At 52.7% G+C, this 17,434-nt stretch carries 17 protein-coding genes and 1 other annotated feature; of the genes, 12 read left to right on the forward strand and 5 right to left on the reverse strand.

Annotated elements, in window-relative coordinates; genetic code table 11:
- From dnaN to yidA, 4 genes are all read left to right on the forward strand, one after another.
- Positions 1-1,101 (forward strand): DNA polymerase III subunit beta, encoded by a 1,101-nt coding sequence (dnaN, locus tag OGY18_RS26685; RefSeq protein ID WP_003023863.1) that lies wholly within the window; start codon positions 1-3, stop codon positions 1,099-1,101.
- Positions 1,101-2,174, forward strand: a complete 1,074-nt coding sequence (recF, locus tag OGY18_RS26690) for a DNA replication/repair protein RecF (protein ID WP_181509893.1) — start codon at positions 1,101-1,103, stop codon at positions 2,172-2,174. The genes dnaN and recF overlap by 1 nt, the downstream gene beginning before the upstream one ends.
- 28 nt (positions 2,175-2,202) lie before the next feature.
- On the forward strand, positions 2,203-4,617 hold the full coding sequence (gene gyrB, locus OGY18_RS26695) for a DNA topoisomerase (ATP-hydrolyzing) subunit B (RefSeq protein WP_286554972.1): 2,415 nt from the start codon (positions 2,203-2,205) through the stop codon (positions 4,615-4,617).
- A gap of 210 nt (positions 4,618-4,827) precedes the next feature.
- Positions 4,828-5,640, forward strand: a complete 813-nt coding sequence (gene yidA / locus OGY18_RS26700; RefSeq protein ID WP_286554974.1) for a sugar-phosphatase — start codon at positions 4,828-4,830, stop codon at positions 5,638-5,640.
- A 44-nt stretch (positions 5,641-5,684) separates the two neighbouring features.
- Here yidA and OGY18_RS26705 read toward each other — a convergent pair whose 3' ends face one another.
- Complete coding sequence (locus OGY18_RS26705) at positions 5,685-6,254, reverse strand: YidX family protein (RefSeq protein ID WP_491700941.1); 570 nt, start codon at positions 6,252-6,254, stop codon at positions 5,685-5,687.
- Positions 6,255-6,336: 82 nt separating this feature from the next.
- A complete protein-coding gene (gene cbrA / locus OGY18_RS26710) occupies positions 6,337-7,482 on the reverse strand; it encodes a colicin M resistance lipid reductase CbrA (protein WP_191234437.1) in 1,146 nt (381 codons plus the stop codon).
- Positions 7,483-7,581: 99 nt separating this feature from the next.
- Between cbrA and OGY18_RS26715 the strand changes: the two genes are divergently transcribed.
- Complete coding sequence (locus OGY18_RS26715; RefSeq protein ID WP_063941193.1) at positions 7,582-8,808, forward strand: YidR family protein; 1,227 nt, start codon at positions 7,582-7,584, stop codon at positions 8,806-8,808.
- 1 nt (position 8,809) lies between these two features.
- On the opposite strand, the gene OGY18_RS26720 is transcribed toward OGY18_RS26715, so the two are convergent.
- A complete protein-coding gene (locus tag OGY18_RS26720) occupies positions 8,810-9,142 on the reverse strand; it encodes a YceK/YidQ family lipoprotein (protein ID WP_164084788.1) in 333 nt (110 codons plus the stop codon).
- A gap of 238 nt (positions 9,143-9,380) precedes the next feature.
- Positions 9,381-9,452 (forward strand) — a sequence feature (ROSE (Repression Of Heat Shock gene Expression) occurs in the 5'-region of heat shock genes and acts as an RNA thermometer to modulate expression.).
- On the opposite strand from OGY18_RS26720, the gene ibpA reads away from it, so the two are divergent.
- The 6 genes from ibpA to OGY18_RS26750 all read left to right on the forward strand — a co-directional run bounded on the left by ibpA (position 9,446) and on the right by OGY18_RS26750 (position 13,577).
- Positions 9,446-9,859 carry a small heat shock chaperone IbpA gene (gene ibpA / locus OGY18_RS26725; protein WP_003023882.1) on the forward strand — a complete coding sequence of 138 codons (414 nt, stop codon included), beginning with the start codon at positions 9,446-9,448 and terminating at the stop codon, positions 9,857-9,859. It overlaps the preceding feature by 7 nt.
- A gap of 92 nt (positions 9,860-9,951) precedes the next feature.
- Positions 9,952-10,380: a small heat shock chaperone IbpB gene (gene ibpB / locus OGY18_RS26730; RefSeq protein WP_286554985.1), complete on the forward strand. Its 429-nt coding sequence runs from the start codon at positions 9,952-9,954 to the stop codon at positions 10,378-10,380.
- Positions 10,381-10,503: 123 nt separating this feature from the next.
- Positions 10,504-12,165: a putative transporter gene (locus tag OGY18_RS26735; protein ID WP_003827099.1), complete on the forward strand. Its 1,662-nt coding sequence runs from the start codon at positions 10,504-10,506 to the stop codon at positions 12,163-12,165.
- A 185-nt stretch (positions 12,166-12,350) separates the two neighbouring features.
- Positions 12,351-12,698 carry a YidH family protein gene (locus tag OGY18_RS26740; protein WP_003023888.1) on the forward strand — a complete coding sequence of 116 codons (348 nt, stop codon included), beginning with the start codon at positions 12,351-12,353 and terminating at the stop codon, positions 12,696-12,698.
- Positions 12,688-13,050, forward strand: a complete 363-nt coding sequence (locus tag OGY18_RS26745) for a DUF202 domain-containing protein (protein WP_003827101.1) — start codon at positions 12,688-12,690, stop codon at positions 13,048-13,050. The genes OGY18_RS26740 and OGY18_RS26745 overlap by 11 nt, the downstream gene beginning before the upstream one ends.
- A gap of 14 nt (positions 13,051-13,064) precedes the next feature.
- Complete coding sequence (locus tag OGY18_RS26750; RefSeq protein WP_003827104.1) at positions 13,065-13,577, forward strand: radical SAM protein; 513 nt, start codon at positions 13,065-13,067, stop codon at positions 13,575-13,577.
- Positions 13,578-13,589: 12 nt separating this feature from the next.
- On the opposite strand, the gene dsdA is transcribed toward OGY18_RS26750, so the two are convergent.
- Positions 13,590-14,912, reverse strand: a complete 1,323-nt coding sequence (dsdA, locus tag OGY18_RS26755; protein ID WP_286554988.1) for a D-serine ammonia-lyase — start codon at positions 14,910-14,912, stop codon at positions 13,590-13,592.
- Between the two features lie 16 nt (positions 14,913-14,928).
- Positions 14,929-16,266 (reverse strand): D-serine transporter DsdX, encoded by a 1,338-nt coding sequence (gene dsdX, locus OGY18_RS26760; RefSeq protein WP_048227357.1) that lies wholly within the window; start codon positions 16,264-16,266, stop codon positions 14,929-14,931.
- Between the two features lie 229 nt (positions 16,267-16,495).
- Between dsdX and dsdC the strand changes: the two genes are divergently transcribed.
- A complete protein-coding gene (dsdC, locus tag OGY18_RS26765; RefSeq protein ID WP_003827110.1) occupies positions 16,496-17,422 on the forward strand; it encodes a DNA-binding transcriptional regulator DsdC in 927 nt (308 codons plus the stop codon).
- Positions 17,423-17,434 lie beyond the last annotated feature (12 nt).

The raw sequence follows: 17,434 nt of genomic DNA on the forward strand, positions 1-17,434 counted from the left end.
ATGAAATTTACCGTTGAACGTGAACATTTATTAAAACCGCTTCAGCAGGTCAGCGGCCCGCTGGGTGGACGTCCTACACTGCCTATTCTCGGAAACCTGCTGCTGCAGGTTGCTGACGGCACGCTTTCGCTGACCGGTACCGATCTCGAAATGGAGATGGTGGCGCGCGTGGCGCTGATCCAGCCTCATGAACCTGGTGCTACCACCGTTCCGGCGCGTAAATTCTTCGATATTTGCCGTGGATTGCCGGAAGGCGCGGAAATTGCCGTTCAACTGGAAGGCGACCGTATGCTGGTGCGTTCTGGCCGCAGCCGTTTCTCGCTGTCTACGCTGCCTGCCGCCGACTTCCCGAATCTGGACGACTGGCAGAGCGAAGTCGAATTCACCCTGCCGCAGGCGACGATGAAGCGCCTGATTGAAGCCACGCAGTTTTCGATGGCGCATCAGGACGTACGTTACTACTTAAACGGCATGCTGTTTGAAACCGAAGGGGAAGAGCTGCGTACCGTGGCGACCGACGGCCACCGCCTGGCGGTCTGTTCAATGCCTGTTGGTCAACCGTTGCCAAGCCATTCGGTGATCGTACCGCGTAAAGGCGTGATTGAACTGATGCGTATGCTCGACGGCGGCGATAACCCGCTGCGCGTGCAGATTGGCAGCAACAACATTCGTGCGCACGTGGGTGACTTCATCTTTACTTCCAAGCTGGTTGACGGTCGTTTCCCGGATTATCGCCGCGTATTGCCGAAGAATCCGGACAAACATCTGGAAGCCGGTTGCGATATCCTCAAACAGGCGTTTGCTCGTGCGGCGATCCTCTCTAACGAGAAATTCCGCGGCGTGCGTTTGTATGTCAGCGAAAACCAGCTCAAAATCACCGCCAACAACCCGGAGCAGGAAGAAGCGGAAGAAATTCTGGACGTCTCCTATCCTGGTACAGAACTGGAAATCGGCTTTAACGTTAGCTACGTACTGGACGTTCTGAACGCGCTGAAGTGCGAGAACGTGCGTATTCTGCTGACAGATTCCGTATCGAGCGTACAGATTGAAGATGCAGCATCACAGTCGGCTGCCTATGTTGTTATGCCAATGAGACTGTAATGTCGCTCTCCCGCCTGTTGATCCGCGATTTTCGCAATATCGAAAACGCGGATCTCGCTTTATCCCCCGGCTTTAACTTCCTGGTTGGCGCGAATGGCAGCGGCAAAACCAGCGTGCTGGAAGCCATCTATACGCTCGGCCACGGTCGGGCGTTTCGCAGTTTGCAGATTGGCCGCGTGATTCGCCACGAGCAGGAGTCGTTTGTTTTACACGGGCGTTTGCAGGGTGAAGAACGTGAGACGTCGATTGGCCTGACGAAAGATAAACTGGGCGACAGCAAAGTGCGCATTGACGGCACTGACGGGCACAAGGTCGCGGAACTGGCGCACCTGATGCCGATGCAGCTGATCACGCCTGAGGGGTTTACTTTACTCAATGGCGGCCCCAAATACAGAAGAGCATTCCTTGACTGGGGATGCTTTCACAATGAAGCTGGATTTTTCACCGCCTGGAGCAACCTGAAGCGACTGCTCAAGCAGCGCAATGCAGCGCTGCGCCAGGTGAGTCGTTATGAGCAACTGCGTCCGTGGGATAAAGAACTGATCCCACTGGCAGAACAAATCAGCACCTGGCGCGCGGAGTACAGCGCCGGTATCGCGCAGGATATGGCGGATACCTGCCAGCAGTTTCTTCCCGAGTTTTCACTCTCCTTCTCATTCCAGCGCGGCTGGGAGAAAGAGACGGATTATGCCGAAGTGCTGGAACGTAGTTTTGAACGCGATCGCATGTTGACCTACACTGCGCACGGCCCGCATAAGGCGGATTTCCGCATTCGCGCCGACGGTGCGCCGGTGGAAGACACATTGTCGCGTGGGCAGCTAAAGCTGCTGATGTGCGCCTTACGTCTGGCGCAAGGGGAGTTCCTGACCCGTGAAAGCGGGCGGCGCTGCCTGTACCTGATAGATGATTTTGCCTCTGAACTGGATGACGCGCGTCGCGGACTGCTGGCCAGCCGCTTAAAAGCCACGCAATCTCAGGTCTTTGTCAGCGCAATAAGCGCTGAACACGTTATAGACATGTCCGATGAAAATTCGAAGATGTTTACCGTGGAAAAGGGTAAAATAACGGATTAACCCAAGATAAAATGAGCGAGAAACGTTGATGTCGAATTCTTATGACTCCTCCAGTATCAAAGTCCTGAAAGGACTGGATGCGGTGCGTAAGCGCCCGGGTATGTATATCGGCGACACGGATGACGGCACCGGTCTGCACCACATGGTATTCGAGGTGGTAGATAACGCTATCGACGAAGCGCTCGCGGGTCACTGTAAAGATATCGTGGTAACGATTCACGCTGACAACTCCGTGTCCGTTACCGATGATGGCCGTGGTATCCCAACCGGTATTCACCCGGAAGAGGGCGTTTCGGCAGCGGAAGTTATCATGACCGTTTTGCACGCAGGCGGTAAATTCGATGATAACTCCTATAAAGTTTCCGGCGGTCTGCACGGCGTGGGTGTTTCCGTCGTTAACGCCCTGTCACAGAAGCTGGAACTGGTGATTCGTCGTGAAGGCAAAGTGCATCAGCAAACTTACGTGCACGGTGTGCCGCAGGCGCCGCTGGCAGTAACTGGCGAAACAGAACTGACGGGAACTCAGGTCCGTTTCTGGCCAAGCCACGAAACCTTTACCAATGTTGTTGAATTTGAATACGACATTCTGGCGAAACGTCTGCGTGAGCTGTCATTCCTGAACTCCGGCGTCTCTATTAGTCTGCGCGACAAGCGTGACGGCAAAGAAGACCATTTCCACTACGAAGGTGGCATCAAGGCGTTTGTTGAATACCTCAACAAAAACAAAACGCCGATCCACCCGAATATCTTCTACTTCTCCACCGAAAAAGACGGTATCGGCGTTGAAGTTGCGCTGCAGTGGAACGATGGTTTCCAGGAAAACATCTACTGCTTCACCAACAACATTCCACAGCGTGACGGCGGTACTCACCTTGCAGGCTTCCGTGCGGCGATGACCCGTACCCTGAACGCCTACATGGACAAAGAAGGCTACAGTAAAAAAGCGAAAGTCAGCGCTACCGGTGACGATGCCCGTGAAGGCCTGATTGCCGTTGTTTCCGTGAAAGTACCGGATCCGAAGTTCTCCTCACAGACCAAAGACAAGCTGGTCTCCTCTGAGGTGAAATCGGCGGTAGAACAGCAGATGAACGAACTGCTGAGCGAATATCTGCTGGAAAACCCGTCTGACGCGAAAATCGTTGTCGGCAAAATTATTGATGCTGCGCGTGCTCGTGAAGCTGCACGTCGTGCGCGTGAAATGACCCGTCGTAAAGGCGCGCTGGACTTAGCCGGTCTGCCGGGCAAGCTGGCGGACTGTCAGGAACGCGACCCAGCTCACTCTGAACTGTATCTGGTGGAAGGGGACTCCGCGGGTGGCTCTGCGAAGCAGGGACGTAACCGTAAGAACCAGGCGATTCTGCCGCTGAAGGGTAAAATCCTCAACGTCGAGAAAGCGCGCTTTGACAAGATGCTCTCCTCTCAGGAAGTTGCGACGCTGATCACCGCGCTCGGCTGTGGCATCGGTCGTGACGAGTACAACCCGGACAAACTGCGTTATCACAGCATCATCATCATGACCGATGCGGACGTCGACGGCTCGCACATCCGTACGCTGCTGTTGACCTTCTTCTATCGTCAGATGCCGGAAATCGTTGAACGCGGCCACGTCTACATTGCACAGCCACCGCTGTACAAAGTGAAAAAAGGCAAGCAGGAACAGTACATTAAAGATGACGAAGCGATGGATCAGTACCAAATTTCTATCGCTCTGGATGGCGCAACGCTGCACACCAATGCCAGCGCGCCAGCCCTGGCGGGTGAAGCATTAGAAAAACTGGTTTCTGAATACAACGCAACGCAGAAAATGATCGGCCGTATGGAACGTCGTTTCCCGAAAGCGCTGCTGAAAGAACTGGTTTATCAACCGACGTTGGCTGAAGCCGATCTCGCTGATGAAGCGAAAGTCACTGCCTGGGTTTCTCAGCTGGTTAACGTGCTGAATGAAAAAGAAATGCACGGCAGCACCTGGAACAGCTTTGTGCGTAAAGACGCTGAACTGAACCTGTTCGAGCCGGTGATTCGCGTACGTACCCACGGTGTGGATACCGATTATCCGCTGGAGCATGAATTTGTGACCGGTGGTGAATACCGTCGTATTTGTACGCTTGGCGAGAAGCTGCGTGGACTGATCGAAGACGATGCGTTTATCGAACGTGGCGAGCGTCGCCAGCCGGTTGCCAGCTTCGAGCAGGCGCTGGAATGGCTGCAGAAAGAGTCACGTCGTGGCCTCGCTATCCAGCGTTATAAAGGTCTGGGCGAGATGAACCCGGAACAGCTGTGGGAAACCACCATGGATCCGGAAAGCCGTCGTATGCTGCGCGTTACCGTGAAGGATGCGATTGCTGCCGACCAGCTGTTCACCACGCTGATGGGCGATGCCGTTGAACCGCGTCGCGCGTTTATCGAAGAAAACGCCCTGAAAGCGGCGAACATCGATATTTAAGCCAATCTGTAGGCCGGATAAGGCGGTTTACGCCGCCATCCGGCAAGACGTTGTATTGTGCCTGATGGCGCGTTGCTTATCAGGCCTACAAACGACAACCAATCTACAAAAAGGGGAATCTCGATTCCCCTTTCTATCCCCCTTTTCGTAGCTGTTTTTTGAGCGGAATCGCGTTAGCATGAGGACGGACTCATTTAATCCGGGGAACTCATGGCTATCAAACTTATTGCTATCGACATGGATGGCACACTTCTGCTGCCCGATCACACCATTTCACCAGCGGTCAAAACGGCAATTGCCGCGGCACGCGCGCGTGGCGTGAATGTGGTGCTGACCACGGGACGCCCGTATGCCGGCGTTCACAGCTATCTGAAAGAACTACATATGGAACAACCCGGTGACTACTGCATTACCTACAACGGTGCGCTGGTGCAGAAAGCAGGGGATGGCAGTACCGTGGCGCAAACCGCGCTGAGCTATGATGATTATCGTTACCTGGAGCAGCTCTCCCGGGAAGTCGGCTCGCATTTCCACGCCCTCGATCGCAATACGCTGTATACCGCGAACCGTGATATCAGCTACTACACGGTGCACGAATCGTTTGTCGCGACCATCCCGCTAGTGTTCTGTGAAGCCGAGAAAATGGATCCCGCAACCCAGTTCCTGAAAGTGATGATGATTGACGAGCCGGAGATCCTCGATAAAGCTATCTCTCGTCTACCTGTGGAAGTAAAAGAGAAGTACACCGTGCTGAAAAGTGCGCCGTATTTCCTCGAAATCCTCGATAAACGCGTCAATAAAGGGACGGGCGTAAAATCGCTGGCCGATGCGTTAGGCATTAAAGCCGAAGAGGTGATGGCGATTGGCGATCAGGAAAACGACATCGCGATGATTGAATACGCAGGTGTGGGCGTTGCCATGAACAACGCTATTCCATCAGTCAAAGAAATCGCCAACTTCGTGACGAAATCCAACCTTGAAGATGGCGTCGCGTATGCCATTGAGAAATTTGCGCTGAATTAAGAAAATATGGGCAAGTGCCTTGTTACATTTGCCCATTTAAATATTTATTGGTGATAATAATTAAAAAATAATATTTGTAATGGAGAGGTTACGACATCCAGAGTGATAGTAATGGGCAGCAGTCCGTTTGTGACGAATTCAGGTATATGTGAGGTTTTATATTCGTAAAAACCAACGGTAAATGGATGATAAAACGTAAGCATCTGCGAGTAATCCTGTTTGGTGCTTTTTTTATGGATTGTCCCTTCCAGTTTGGATAGATTTTTAGTGCAGTATTGCGCTGAGCAGTCAAAACCGTAGCCCGTAAGCACTTGTTTAACGTCCTGCGTTTCCCCTGTGTATTTAAGCGTTAATACGCCTTTAAATCCCTTTTTATTGTCGCTGATGATGAATTCGGCGATATCAACGGCCTGTAAATTATGACGGTCGATTTGCGGATCTTGCAGCAACTTCACCACGCTTTCGGCACCACTGGTTATCAGATAATCAAACGTTTTGCCGACAAAGACATAGCCTTCATTACCATCATTATCTTTACCTGACGATAAGCCAATAACGGTGTCTGTTTTCCACTTTTCCCTTGTTGTTTGTGGATCGCCTGCTTTGAGCCACATAAAGCTCAGGCACCCTGATAACATAACGCTAAGCGATGATACGACCAGCGATTTTACCAACCAGCTATATTTTATGTTCAACTTAATCCCTTAAAAAAACGCGCCGTAATGTCATAGCCATACTACGCGATTTATCACGCTTTTCTTTTGCTGGCGGGTGACTTTCAGATTTTGCCAAGGGAATATGCGCCACGCCGCTGCGCATAATCCATTTACGGGAAAATGCCGACGTCAGGGCCCGGCTTTTCAGGATTTTGCCAAACAGTTTAAGGCGTAGCTTGCGGGTGGCTTTACGGTAAGCGTGATTCATATCTGGCGTATCCCGCAGCAGTACCGATTTGAGGATCTCCGCGCTGTCCAGCGCATAGCTAATCCCTTCCAGCGAGCTGGCGCTGATAAAACCGGCCGCTTCACCAATCAAAAATGCGTTGTCCTCGCCGCAGACGAAGTCTTTCCAGCGTGAGGGGAATAGCACCGTACATTTTTCACTTTTTACTGGTTTGCCGAACTGGAAATGGAACGCTTCCAGCTTCTCTTTCAGCGCGTCAAAGCGTGCCTGTCCGTCCTTCATGGGGTAGGCGCCACCAAAGATAAAATAGCCATCTTTGCTGATACTCCAGGAATAACAGTCAGTTGCATCGTTATCAAAAATACAGGAATAGAACGGTACGGGATGCTTTTCCGCAAACCATTGTTGAATCGCGACATATTTACGGATTTGGTGCTGTGGATAGAGATGACGGCGCACCAGTGAGTTCGCACCGTCTGCCCCCACCAGATAACGTGCAGTGATCTGCTGCTCCCAACCGTCGGCGCGGAAGATAACATGCCATTTATCGCCCTCGCGCCAGATTTTCCGGCACAGGCTGTCGTGATACACCTGCACATCATCAGGGATGAGAGATTTAAGCCATAAATCAAAAGCATGGCGGTTGATATTAATGTAGCTGCGCTGGTAGTTACGCGTCAAAGAAGCGGCAACATCAACCGTTTTAACGCTAAAAATCTGCGGGTTGGCGATAACATCAACGGGTAAGGTTATCCCGTCGCGGATAAACGAACGCTGGGCGTCCGGGGCCAGCAGACCGCCGCAGGGTTTAGTGAAACCTTCGTTGCCGCACTGGCGTTTTTTATCCAACGCAATCACGCGCATTTTTCCGCTTAACTGTCGCGCCAGCGCTGCGCCTGCCGGACCTAAACCGATAATCGCTACGTCAAAATGTTCCATCTTTCTGTCCGCAAAAATGAAGATGGCGATACGCTAAAGCCTGAAAGTGAAGTACTTGTGAAGTATGATTGTTTTAATCGTCTTGTATCAGGGCATCCCATGAAGCAAATCACCTTTACGCCGCGTAATCATCAGCTTACCAATATCAACACCTGGACACCGGACAGCCAGTGGCTGGTCTTTGATGTGCGCCCTTCCGGCGCTTCCTTTACCGGTGAAACAATTGAGCGCGTCAATATCCATACTGGCGAGCTGGAGGTGATTTACCGGGCTACTCAGGGATCGCACGTTGGCGTGGTGACCGTTCATCCAAAGTCGGAAAAATATGTATTCATTCACGGGCCTGAAAATCCTGATGAAACATGGTATTACGACTTCCATCATCGCCGTGGGGTGATTGTTACGCAGGCTGGGGTGGAGAATCTGGATGCAATGGATATTACTGCGCCCTATACGCCAGGTGCGCTGCGCGGCGGGAGTCATGTGCATGTCTTTAGCCCGAACGGTGAGTTTGTCAGTTTCACCTATAACGACCATGTTCTGCATGAGCGCTCTCCGGCGCTCGATTTACGCAACGTCGGCGTGGCTGCACCGTATGGTCCGGTTAATGTTTCCGCGCAGCATCCCCGTGAATACAGCGGTAGCTACTGGTGTGTGCTGGTGAGCCAGACGACACCAACGCCAAAACCGGGTAGCGATGAGATTAACCGCGCCTATGAAGAGGGCTGGGTTGGAGAAAACAGGCTGGCGTTTATCGGTGATACGCTATCAGCCACTGGCGAGAAAGTACCGGAGCTGTTTATTGTCGATTTGCCACAGGATGAAAGCGGCTGGAAACAGCCGGGGGACGCGCCTCTGGAGGGGACTGACATGACCATGCCTGCGCCGCCATCCGGTATTCGCCAACGCCGTCTGACGTTTACCCATGAGCGCGCCTTTCCGGGGCTGGTGAATCAGCCTCGCCACTGGGTACGCAGTAATCCAAAGGCATCTGAGATTGCGTTTTTAATGCGTGATGACAACGGTATTGTGCAGCTATGGCTGATTTCCCCACAGGGTGGATCGCTGCGTCAGCTTACCCAGTGCGCTACGAATATTCAGTCAGCCTTTAACTGGCACCCATCGGGGAAATGGCTGGGATTTGTACTGGAGAACAGAATTGCCTGTTGTGATGTTCAAACGGGCGAAATTGATTTTTTAACGGAACGTCATGATAACCCGCCGTCGGCCGATGCGATCGTCTTCTCCCCTGATGGTCGACAGGTTGCGTGGATGGAAGACGTCGAGGGTTTCCGCCAGCTGTGGGTGACTGAAACCGGGCGTTAATTTATGGAGCAGACATTTCTGCCGGGGGAATAACGGCGTTCGTGGCTTGGGTTCTCTCCTCGCTCTTTTCTACGCGGGATCTCACCGAGTTATCTTTGCGAAAGAGATCCCAAGGTAGCAATACCGTATCGAGCACCGCGGTAAAAGGCATATCCAGAATCGCCAGCGACTTGGTTCCCCAGTTCGTATCACTTTCGCTAATCATTGTGGCACTGGCTCGCGTGCCAGGATACGTCCCTTCTTTGCCACCTGTATGTGACATGATGCTGGAACAGCCGCTTACAAACACCATCCCACTACACATCGTCAGTGTTACCAACATTTTTTTAATCATCATTTATTCATCTGTATTTATCGTGTTTGCATGGTGAGTTAAAGCGATCCGTTGCGAAAATAACATCACCATTTCGTCGCACTGTGGCGGCCATCGCGATTTAACGAGAACAACTGCTCCCCCCAGTGTATGCAATAGACAACAAACTGCAAAAAAAGTCAGATGAATACGCTTGAAAAGTTTGTATTAAGACCCATTTTTAGAGTGTAGACAAATGAAGGGCATGCCTGATGGGTGTCCTGGCTACCTGACCTGTCCATGATGGAAGGTCAATATTCTCGCTGATTTCAGGAGCTATTGATTATGCGTAACTTTGATTTATCCCCGCTGTACCGTTCTGCTATTGGTTTTGACCGTCTGTTTAACCTGCTGGAAAACAATCAGGGCCAGAGCAATGGCGGCTACCCTCCGTACAACGTTGAGCTGGTAGACGAAAACCATTACCGCATTGCAATTGCCGTTGCCGGTTTTGCTGAAAGCGAACTGGAAATTACTGCCCAGGACAATCTGCTGGTGGTAAAAGGCGCCCATGCGGACGATCAAAAAGAACGTACTTACCTGTATCAGGGTATTGCCGAGCGCAACTTTGAACGCAAGTTCCAGTTAGCGGAGAACATTCATGTTCGCGGCGCAAACCTGGTAAATGGTCTGCTGTATATCGATCTTGAGCGCGTGATTCCTGAAGCGAACAAACCGCGCCGCATCGAAATCAACTAATTCTGTAGGCCGCTTCAGGCGGCCTTGCTAAGTCATCGGCTTGCCGTCAGGGAGCCGAAAGGTACCTACTCGCTTCTTAGAAGGAGATTATTATGCGTAACTACGATTTATCCCCACTGCTGCGTCAATGGATCGGTTTTGACAAACTGGCCAATGCCTTGCAAAACACCGGTGAAAGCCAGAGCTTCCCGCCTTATAACATCGAAAAGAGCGATGATAACCACTACCGCATTACCCTTGCGTTAGCCGGTTTCCGCCAGGAAGATCTGGATATTCAACTGGAAGGCACGCGCCTGACAGTGAAAGGTACGCCGCAGCAGCCGGAAAAAGAGACCAAATGGTTGCATCAGGGACTGGTCACTCAGCCGTTCAACCTGAGCTTTACGCTGGCTGAAAATATGGAGGTCTCCGGCGCAAGCTTCACTAACGGCTTGCTGCATATTGATTTGACCCGGAATGAACCTGAAACCATTGCTCCACAACGTATCGCCATCAGCGAACGTCCCGCATTAGACAGTTAAATAGCTCCATGCCTTTGCCCCGCCAGAAATGACGGGGCTTTTTTGTGCTTTACCACCCATACATTGCGACTGTACTCTGCGAGAATCCATTTACTTAATGATGTTATTCACAGGGAACAGGATATGAGTGATATAGCATTGACGGTCAGCGTTCTGGCATTGGTGGCAGTTGTCGGGTTATGGATCGGCAACATAAAAATACGTGGTGTGGGTTTTGGCATTGGAGGTGTGCTGTTCGGCGGCATTATTGTCGGGCATTTTGTCGATCAGGCAGGGATGACCCTGAGCGGCGACATGCTGCATTTTATTCAGGAATTTGGCCTGATTCTTTTCGTCTACACCATCGGTATTCAGGTGGGGCCGGGCTTTTTTGCGTCACTGCGCGTTTCCGGGCTGCGGCTGAATCTGTTTGCCGTACTGATTGTTATTATGGGTGGCCTGGTCACCGCGATCCTGCATAAGATTTTTGCCATTCCTCTCCCTGTGGTGCTGGGAATATTCTCTGGTGCGGTCACCAACACCCCGGCGTTGGGCGCGGGGCAGCAAATTCTGCGCGATTTGGGTACGCCTGGCGATGTGGTTGACCAGATGGGGATGAGCTATGCCATGGCTTATCCTTTCGGCATTTGCGGAATTTTACTGACCATGTGGCTGATGCGCCTTATTTTCCGCGTTAACGTCGATGCTGAAGCCCAGCAGCATGAATCCACGCTGACCAACGGGCACGCGCTGATTCAGACGATGAACATCCGCGTGGAAAACCCAAACATCAACAATATGGCGATTCAGGATGTCCCGATTCTGAACAGCGACAAAATTATCTGCTCGCGTCTGAAACGTGACGAGACATTGATGGTGCCGTCGCCAGGGACAGTTATCCAGTTGGGCGACCTGCTCCACCTGGTCGGGCAGCCTGCTGACCTGCATAACGCGCAGGTGGTGATTGGGCAGGAGGTGGATACATCGCTGTCTACGCGAGGTACCGATTTACGCGTCGAACGCGTGGTGGTGACTAACGAGCAGGTGCTGGGTAAACGTATCCGTGACCTGCACTTTAAAGAACGTTACGACGTGGTGATTTCCCGCCTGAACCGTGCGGGTGTTGAGCTGGTAGCCAGCAGCGACGCCAGCCTGCAATTCGGGGATATCCTCAATCTGGTGGGGCGCCCTTCGTCTATTGATGCCGTTGCCAATGTTGTGGGTAACGCGCAGCAAAAACTGCAGCAAGTGCAGATGCTGCCGGTATTTATCGGTATCGGGCTGGGTGTTCTACTGGGTTCAATCCCGCTGTTCATCCCAGGGTTTCCGGTGGCGTTAAAACTGGGTCTGGCCGGTGGGCCGCTGATTATGGCCTTGATCCTGGGGCGTATTGGCAGCATTGGTAAGCTGTACTGGTTTATGCCTCCCAGCGCTAACCTGGCGCTGCGAGAGTTGGGTATCGTGCTGTTTCTCGCGGTAGTTGGTCTGAAGTCAGGCGGTGATTTTGTCGATACTCTGACGCAGGGCGATGGCCTGAGCTGGGTGGGTTACGGTATTTTCATTACTGCGATTCCGCTGATTACCGTGGGTTTGTTAGCTCGTCTATTTGTCAAAATGAACTACCTGACGCTGTGCGGCATGCTGGCTGGCTCAATGACCGATCCCCCGGCTCTGGCGTTTGCTAATAACCTGCATGCCACCAGCGGGGCGGCAGCGCTCTCCTACGCCACCGTTTATCCGCTGGTTATGTTCCTGAGGATTATCACGCCACAGCTGCTGGCGGTGATCTTCTGGGGATTAGGTTAAAACTGACTTATCCGGCCTGCATCTCCTGTAGGCCGGATAAAACGCAACTCACCATCCGGCATTACAAACACCCTCTCTCTTTCCCATTGTCTCATCACCCGACTCGCCCTCTCGTTTGAGAATCAGGTTCATACTCCTTAACTGTTCCGGTATAACGACCAGACAACAATATTTAAGGAGCTGTCATGAAGATTTCTCGCCTTGGAGAAGCACCGGATTATCGCTTCTCACTGGCAAATGAGCGTACTTTTCTGGCGTGGATCCGCACCGCGCTCGGATTTCTGGCGGCGGGGGTTGGCCTTGATCAACTGGCCCCGGATTTTGCCACGCCGGTCATCCGTGAGGCGCTTGCCTTGTTGCTGTGTCTGTTTGCCGGCGGTCTGGCGATCTACGGCTACCTGCGCTGGCTACGTAACGAAAAGGCGATGCGACTGAAAGAGGACTTGCCCTACACCCACAGCCTGCTGATTATCAGCGTCATGCTGACTATTGTGGCGGTGATTGTCATGACGCTGGTGCTGTATGCCGGATAGCCGCAAATCGCGACGCATCGCTGACCCGGGGTTACAACCGGAGCGGACTTCACTTGCCTGGTTTCGCACGTTGTTGGGCTATGGCGCGTTAATGGCGCTGGCGATTAAGCACAACTGGCACCAGGCGGGAGTGCTGTTCTGGATATCGGTAGTTGTGCTGGTGATAGTGGCGATTATCCTCTGGCGCTACACCCGCAGCCGTAATCTGATGGATGTGAGTCATAGCGATTTTTCTGAATCTCGCGCGGTGCGTGACAAATTTATGATCTCCCTCGCGGTGTTATCCCTCGCAATGCTGTTTGCTGTAACGCATGTTCGCCAACTTATCGTATTTATCGGGAATTTTGCATGACAGGATGTGAGAACATGGATGTTAGTGATGATGTTTTAAACGTGGTGATTGACCATCAGAAGTGTTTACAACCGGTTGAAGTGTACCGTGGTTTGCAACAAGGAAATGTTCGCCTGGTACAATTTATTCCGCTGGTTAAGCACGATGGTTCAGGTCATCTGACAGACGAATCGGTTACGTCTGAGGCGTGGGGCCGATTTTTAATTACGATATTTGATATCTGGGTACGTGAAGATATTAATCAGATATCTATCCAGCTTTTCGATAAAACGCTTCGCCAGTGGTGTGGTCTGACGGCACAGATTGAACGACAGACCATGTCATCAATGAATACGCGTTGCCAGACATGCTCATTGTTTCAGTATTACCACGGTGATTGTCCTGCGTACTGCGAGGAAAATGGAAAGGGCGTGCTGTGTGCAGGCTATCAGGCTTTCTTCAGCCATACCGCACCGCATATGCGCGTGATGCGTGATCTGCTTAAGCAGCATCGCTCACCGATGGAGCTGATGGCGATGCTGCGTTAAGCTCAGCGGTATTTAACGTCCTTTGGCCAGATATTGCGCCATTTCATCTTCCGGGACCATGCCGCCGCCGGTCGCCCACACCAGATGGGTAGCGTTATTGAGCTGATCCGCGCTGAAGCCGTGCATCTGCTGATAGTCAGCAGAGGCGCAAACGTGTTGCGGACCGGCCATCCCCGCCAGCGCTGACGGTTCGAGGCGAATACCTTCTTCCTGCGCCAGCCAACCCAGCATGTCGTACATCGTCTGATCGTCCAGGGTGTACAGACCGTCGAGCAGACGTTCCATTGCCCGGCCAACAAAGCCAGACGCACGGCCGACAGCCAGCCCATCCGCCGCCGTCAGGTTGTCGATGCCAATATCCTGCACGGAAATCGTATCGTGCAGCCCGGTATAAATCCCCAGTAGCATGCACGGTGAATGGGTGGGTTCTGCGAAGAAGCAGTGCACGTTATCGCCAAACGCCAGCTTCAGGCCAAACGCTACGCCACCAGGGCCACCGCCGACGCCGCATGGCAGGTAAACAAACAGTGGATGGTCTGCATCCACCACGCGCCCCTGCTGGGCAAACTGCGCCTTTAAGCGCTGTCCGGCCACCGCATAGCCTAAAAACAGCGTGCGCGAGTTTTCATCATCGATAAAGAAGCAGTTTGGATCGGACTCCGCCGCCTTACGGCCCTGTTCAACCGCCACGCCGTAATCTTCTTCATACTCCACGACCGTCACACCGTGGCTGCGCAGTTTGGCTTTTTTCCATGCGCGAGCGTCGGCAGACATATGCACCGTCACCTTAAAGCCGATACGGGCGCTCATAATGCCAATCGACATGCCGAGGTTACCGGTGGAGCCTACCGCGATGCTGTACTGGCTGAAGAACTGTTTGAACTCGGGCGAAAGCAGAACGCTGTAATCGTCTTGTGTGGTCAGCAGACCGGCTTCCAGCGCCAGTTTTTCCGCGTGGGTAAGTACTTCATAAATGCCACCACGGGCTTTAATCGAACCAGAAATTGGCAGGTGACTGTCTTTCTTCAGCAGAATTTCGCCATTGATGTGCTGCCCGTTCTCTTTCTCCAGCCGCTTTTGCATGGCCGGAATCGCGGCCAGCTCAGATTCAATAATACCGCCGGTGGCCGCGGTTTCCGGGAATGCCTTTGCCAGGTACGGTGCAAAGCGCGTCAGACGGGCGTGAGCATCCTGAACATCGTGCTCTGTCAGGCCAACATACGGTAAACCTTCCGCAAGAGAGGTGGTGCCAGGGTTAAACCAGGTTGTCTCCTTGAGAGCAACCAGATCTTCCACTAAAGGATACTGGGCGATAAGTGTTTGAATGTTTTCCATAGTCAGTCTCTTTGCGCTAGATAATAAAGGAAAGCAGGAATGTGCAAGCCAGTGCAATCACGGACGCGATAAATGTCGCGGTCGTATAGTATTTAAACGTTTCATTCAGGGTGGCACCGCAGTATTGCTTCACCAGCCAGAAGAGGGAATCGGTGACGATCGTGCAGCCAATAGCGCCAGAACCGATAGCAATGGCGATGATCTCCGGGCTGACGTTGGGATAGAGCGGCAGCATCGGTGCCACGATTGCCGTCGCGCCCATCATCGCCACCGTGGCAGAGCCCACTGCAGCGTGCAGGATTAACGCCACCAGCCACGCCAGCAGAATCGGGTGCATATGCATGTTCGAGAGGATCAGCGCGAGGGTATCCGCCAGCCCACTGCTCTTGAGGATAGCGTTGAATGCGCCGCCTGCGCCGATAATCAGCAAAATGTTAGCAATCGAGCCAAAACCATTTTCAGTGTGGGTCAGCAATGCACCCATACCGATGTGCTGACGCAGGCCGAGGATGTAATAGGCCACGAAAACGGCAATAAACATCGCGGTGATCGGGTTACCAATAAACTCCAGCAGCGTATACACCGTGCTGCCTTTCGCCATGTTCAGCTCAGCGACGGTTTTTACCAGCATCAGGCCAATCGGCAGCAGAACGGTAAACAGCGTAGCACCCAGCGACGGTAGCGTACTTTCGTCACGCACTTTAAGGTCAGAAAACTCAGCCGGAACCGGTTTAAACGGCAGACGGTTACCCAGGAATTTCAGGTACAGAGGACCACCGATCAGCGAGGCCATCAAGCCGACCAGTAAGCCGTAGACAATCACGGTGCCAATGTCCGCGCCCAGCTTGTTCGCCACGAACAGGGCTGCCGGATGCGGTGGTACCACGCAGTGCACTGCCATCAGCGCCGTACACAGTGGAATCGCCAGCTTCAGTAATGAAGTATTGGTTTTCTTGGCAATCGAAAAAGCCAGCGGAATCAACAGCACCACGCCGACTTCCACAAACAGCGTGATCCCGCAAATCAACCCGACCAGTACCATAATGACGTCAGCGGAAAGCCAGCGGCAGCGCTGCAGCGTCAGGCCAATGCGTTCGGCCGCGCCGGACACTTCCATCATTTTGCCCAGAATGGTCCCAAGGCCGATAACCGCGGCGAGGAAGCCCAGCGTACCGCCGATGCCACTCTCAATGGCATTGACCATATCCAACGGCCCCATGCCCATCATCGTACCCACGAAGAAGCTGGCTAGCAGCAGCGCCAGAAACGGGTGGAATTTGAACTTCACGATGGTCAAAACGATTAACACGATGCTTATCAGCAGCGTGCTCACAACCCAGATTTGAGAGTGCATAACTCACCTTGCCCTGTGATTAATATAGGGTGATTGGACAAAAATAAGGCATGGTCTGACAAACGATATAAATCCCCCTTCACATGAGCCAAATTGCATCAAATGAGTGATTTACGTCTAATTGTGCTTGGTTTATGCGATATGGTTCACTCTGAATCACCTTTATGCTGATTTTTGCAGCGAACTTTTTTACACTCCAGCGCATGAATCAGGAGGACAGGAGGTGAGAATGGATCCCCTACGCGAAGTCAGAAACCGGCTGCTTAATGGCTGGCAGTTGTCAAAGCTGTATACGTTTGAAGTGGCGGCCCGGCATCAGTCGTTTGCGCTGGCAGCAGACGAGCTGTCATTGAGTCCCAGCGCCGTCAGCCATCGCATAAATCAGCTTGAAGATGAGCTTGGCATCCAATTATTTGTTCGTTCTCATCGCAAAGTGGAACTCACCCACGAGGGCAAGCGGGTATTTTGGGCGCTGAAGTCGTCGCTGGACACGCTCAACCAGGAGATTCTTGATATTAAGAATCAGGAGCTCTCGGGGACGCTCACCGTCTACTCACGGCCTTCTATCGCCCAGTGCTGGCTGGTTCCGGCGCTCGGCGATTTTACCCGTCGCTACCCGTCAATTTCGCTGACCATGCTGACCGGGAACGACAACGTCAATCTGCAGCGTGCGGGTATCGATCTCGCCATCTATTTTGACGATGCACCCTCCGCGCAGCTCACGCATCACTTCCTGATGGATGAAGAGATCCTCCCGGTATGCAGCCCGGACTACGCTCGCCGCCATGACCTTACCGGTTCGCTGGTGAATTTGCCGCATTGTACCTTGCTGCACGACAGACAGGCGTGGAGTAACGATTCCGGGACCGATGAGTGGCACAGCTGGGCGCAGCATTTTGCGGCGAATTTGCCGACATCGTCGGGGATTGGTTTTGATCGTTCTGATTTAGCGGTGATTGCGGCAATGAACCATATCGGCGTGGCGATGGGCCGAAAACGGCTGGTGCAAAAACGCCTCGACAGCGGAGAATTGATTGCGCCTTTTGGCGATATGGCGCTGAAATGCCATCAACATTACTACATCACTACGCTGCCCGGCAGGCAGTGGCCGAAAATCGAGGCGTTTATTGGCTGGCTACAGGAGCAGGTTAAATAAGCGGGTCGCGAA

It is taken from the genome of Citrobacter sp. Cpo142, from assembly GCF_030332425.1.
Classification (GTDB): Bacteria; Pseudomonadota; Gammaproteobacteria; order Enterobacterales; family Enterobacteriaceae; genus Citrobacter; species Citrobacter portucalensis.

What these genes read in the sequence shown, in the direction of transcription:
- dnaN (WP_003023863.1), top strand. Translation starts at nt 1, where the DNA reads ATGAAATTTACCGTTGAACGTGAACATTTATTAAAACCGCTTCAGCAG.
- recF (WP_181509893.1), top strand. Translation starts at nt 1,101, where the DNA reads ATGTCGCTCTCCCGCCTGTTGATCCGCGATTTTCGCAATATCGAAAAC.
- gyrB (WP_286554972.1), top strand. Translation starts at nt 2,203, where the DNA reads ATGTCGAATTCTTATGACTCCTCCAGTATCAAAGTCCTGAAAGGACTG.
- yidA (WP_286554974.1), top strand. Translation starts at nt 4,828, where the DNA reads ATGGCTATCAAACTTATTGCTATCGACATGGATGGCACACTTCTGCTG.
- OGY18_RS26705 (WP_491700941.1), bottom strand. Translation starts at nt 6,254, where the DNA reads ATGTGGCTCAAAGCAGGCGATCCACAAACAACAAGGGAAAAGTGGAAA.
- cbrA (WP_191234437.1), bottom strand. Translation starts at nt 7,482, where the DNA reads ATGGAACATTTTGACGTAGCGATTATCGGTTTAGGTCCGGCAGGCGCA.
- OGY18_RS26715 (WP_063941193.1), top strand. Translation starts at nt 7,582, where the DNA reads ATGAAGCAAATCACCTTTACGCCGCGTAATCATCAGCTTACCAATATC.
- OGY18_RS26720 (WP_164084788.1), bottom strand. Translation starts at nt 9,142, where the DNA reads ATGATTAAAAAAATGTTGGTAACACTGACGATGTGTAGTGGGATGGTG.
- ibpA (WP_003023882.1), top strand. Translation starts at nt 9,446, where the DNA reads ATGCGTAACTTTGATTTATCCCCGCTGTACCGTTCTGCTATTGGTTTT.
- ibpB (WP_286554985.1), top strand. Translation starts at nt 9,952, where the DNA reads ATGCGTAACTACGATTTATCCCCACTGCTGCGTCAATGGATCGGTTTT.
- OGY18_RS26735 (WP_003827099.1), top strand. Translation starts at nt 10,504, where the DNA reads ATGAGTGATATAGCATTGACGGTCAGCGTTCTGGCATTGGTGGCAGTT.
- OGY18_RS26740 (WP_003023888.1), top strand. Translation starts at nt 12,351, where the DNA reads ATGAAGATTTCTCGCCTTGGAGAAGCACCGGATTATCGCTTCTCACTG.
- OGY18_RS26745 (WP_003827101.1), top strand. Translation starts at nt 12,688, where the DNA reads ATGCCGGATAGCCGCAAATCGCGACGCATCGCTGACCCGGGGTTACAA.
- OGY18_RS26750 (WP_003827104.1), top strand. Translation starts at nt 13,065, where the DNA reads ATGGATGTTAGTGATGATGTTTTAAACGTGGTGATTGACCATCAGAAG.
- dsdA (WP_286554988.1), bottom strand. Translation starts at nt 14,912, where the DNA reads ATGGAAAACATTCAAACACTTATCGCCCAGTATCCTTTAGTGGAAGAT.
- dsdX (WP_048227357.1), bottom strand. Translation starts at nt 16,266, where the DNA reads ATGCACTCTCAAATCTGGGTTGTGAGCACGCTGCTGATAAGCATCGTG.
- dsdC (WP_003827110.1), top strand. Translation starts at nt 16,496, where the DNA reads ATGGATCCCCTACGCGAAGTCAGAAACCGGCTGCTTAATGGCTGGCAG.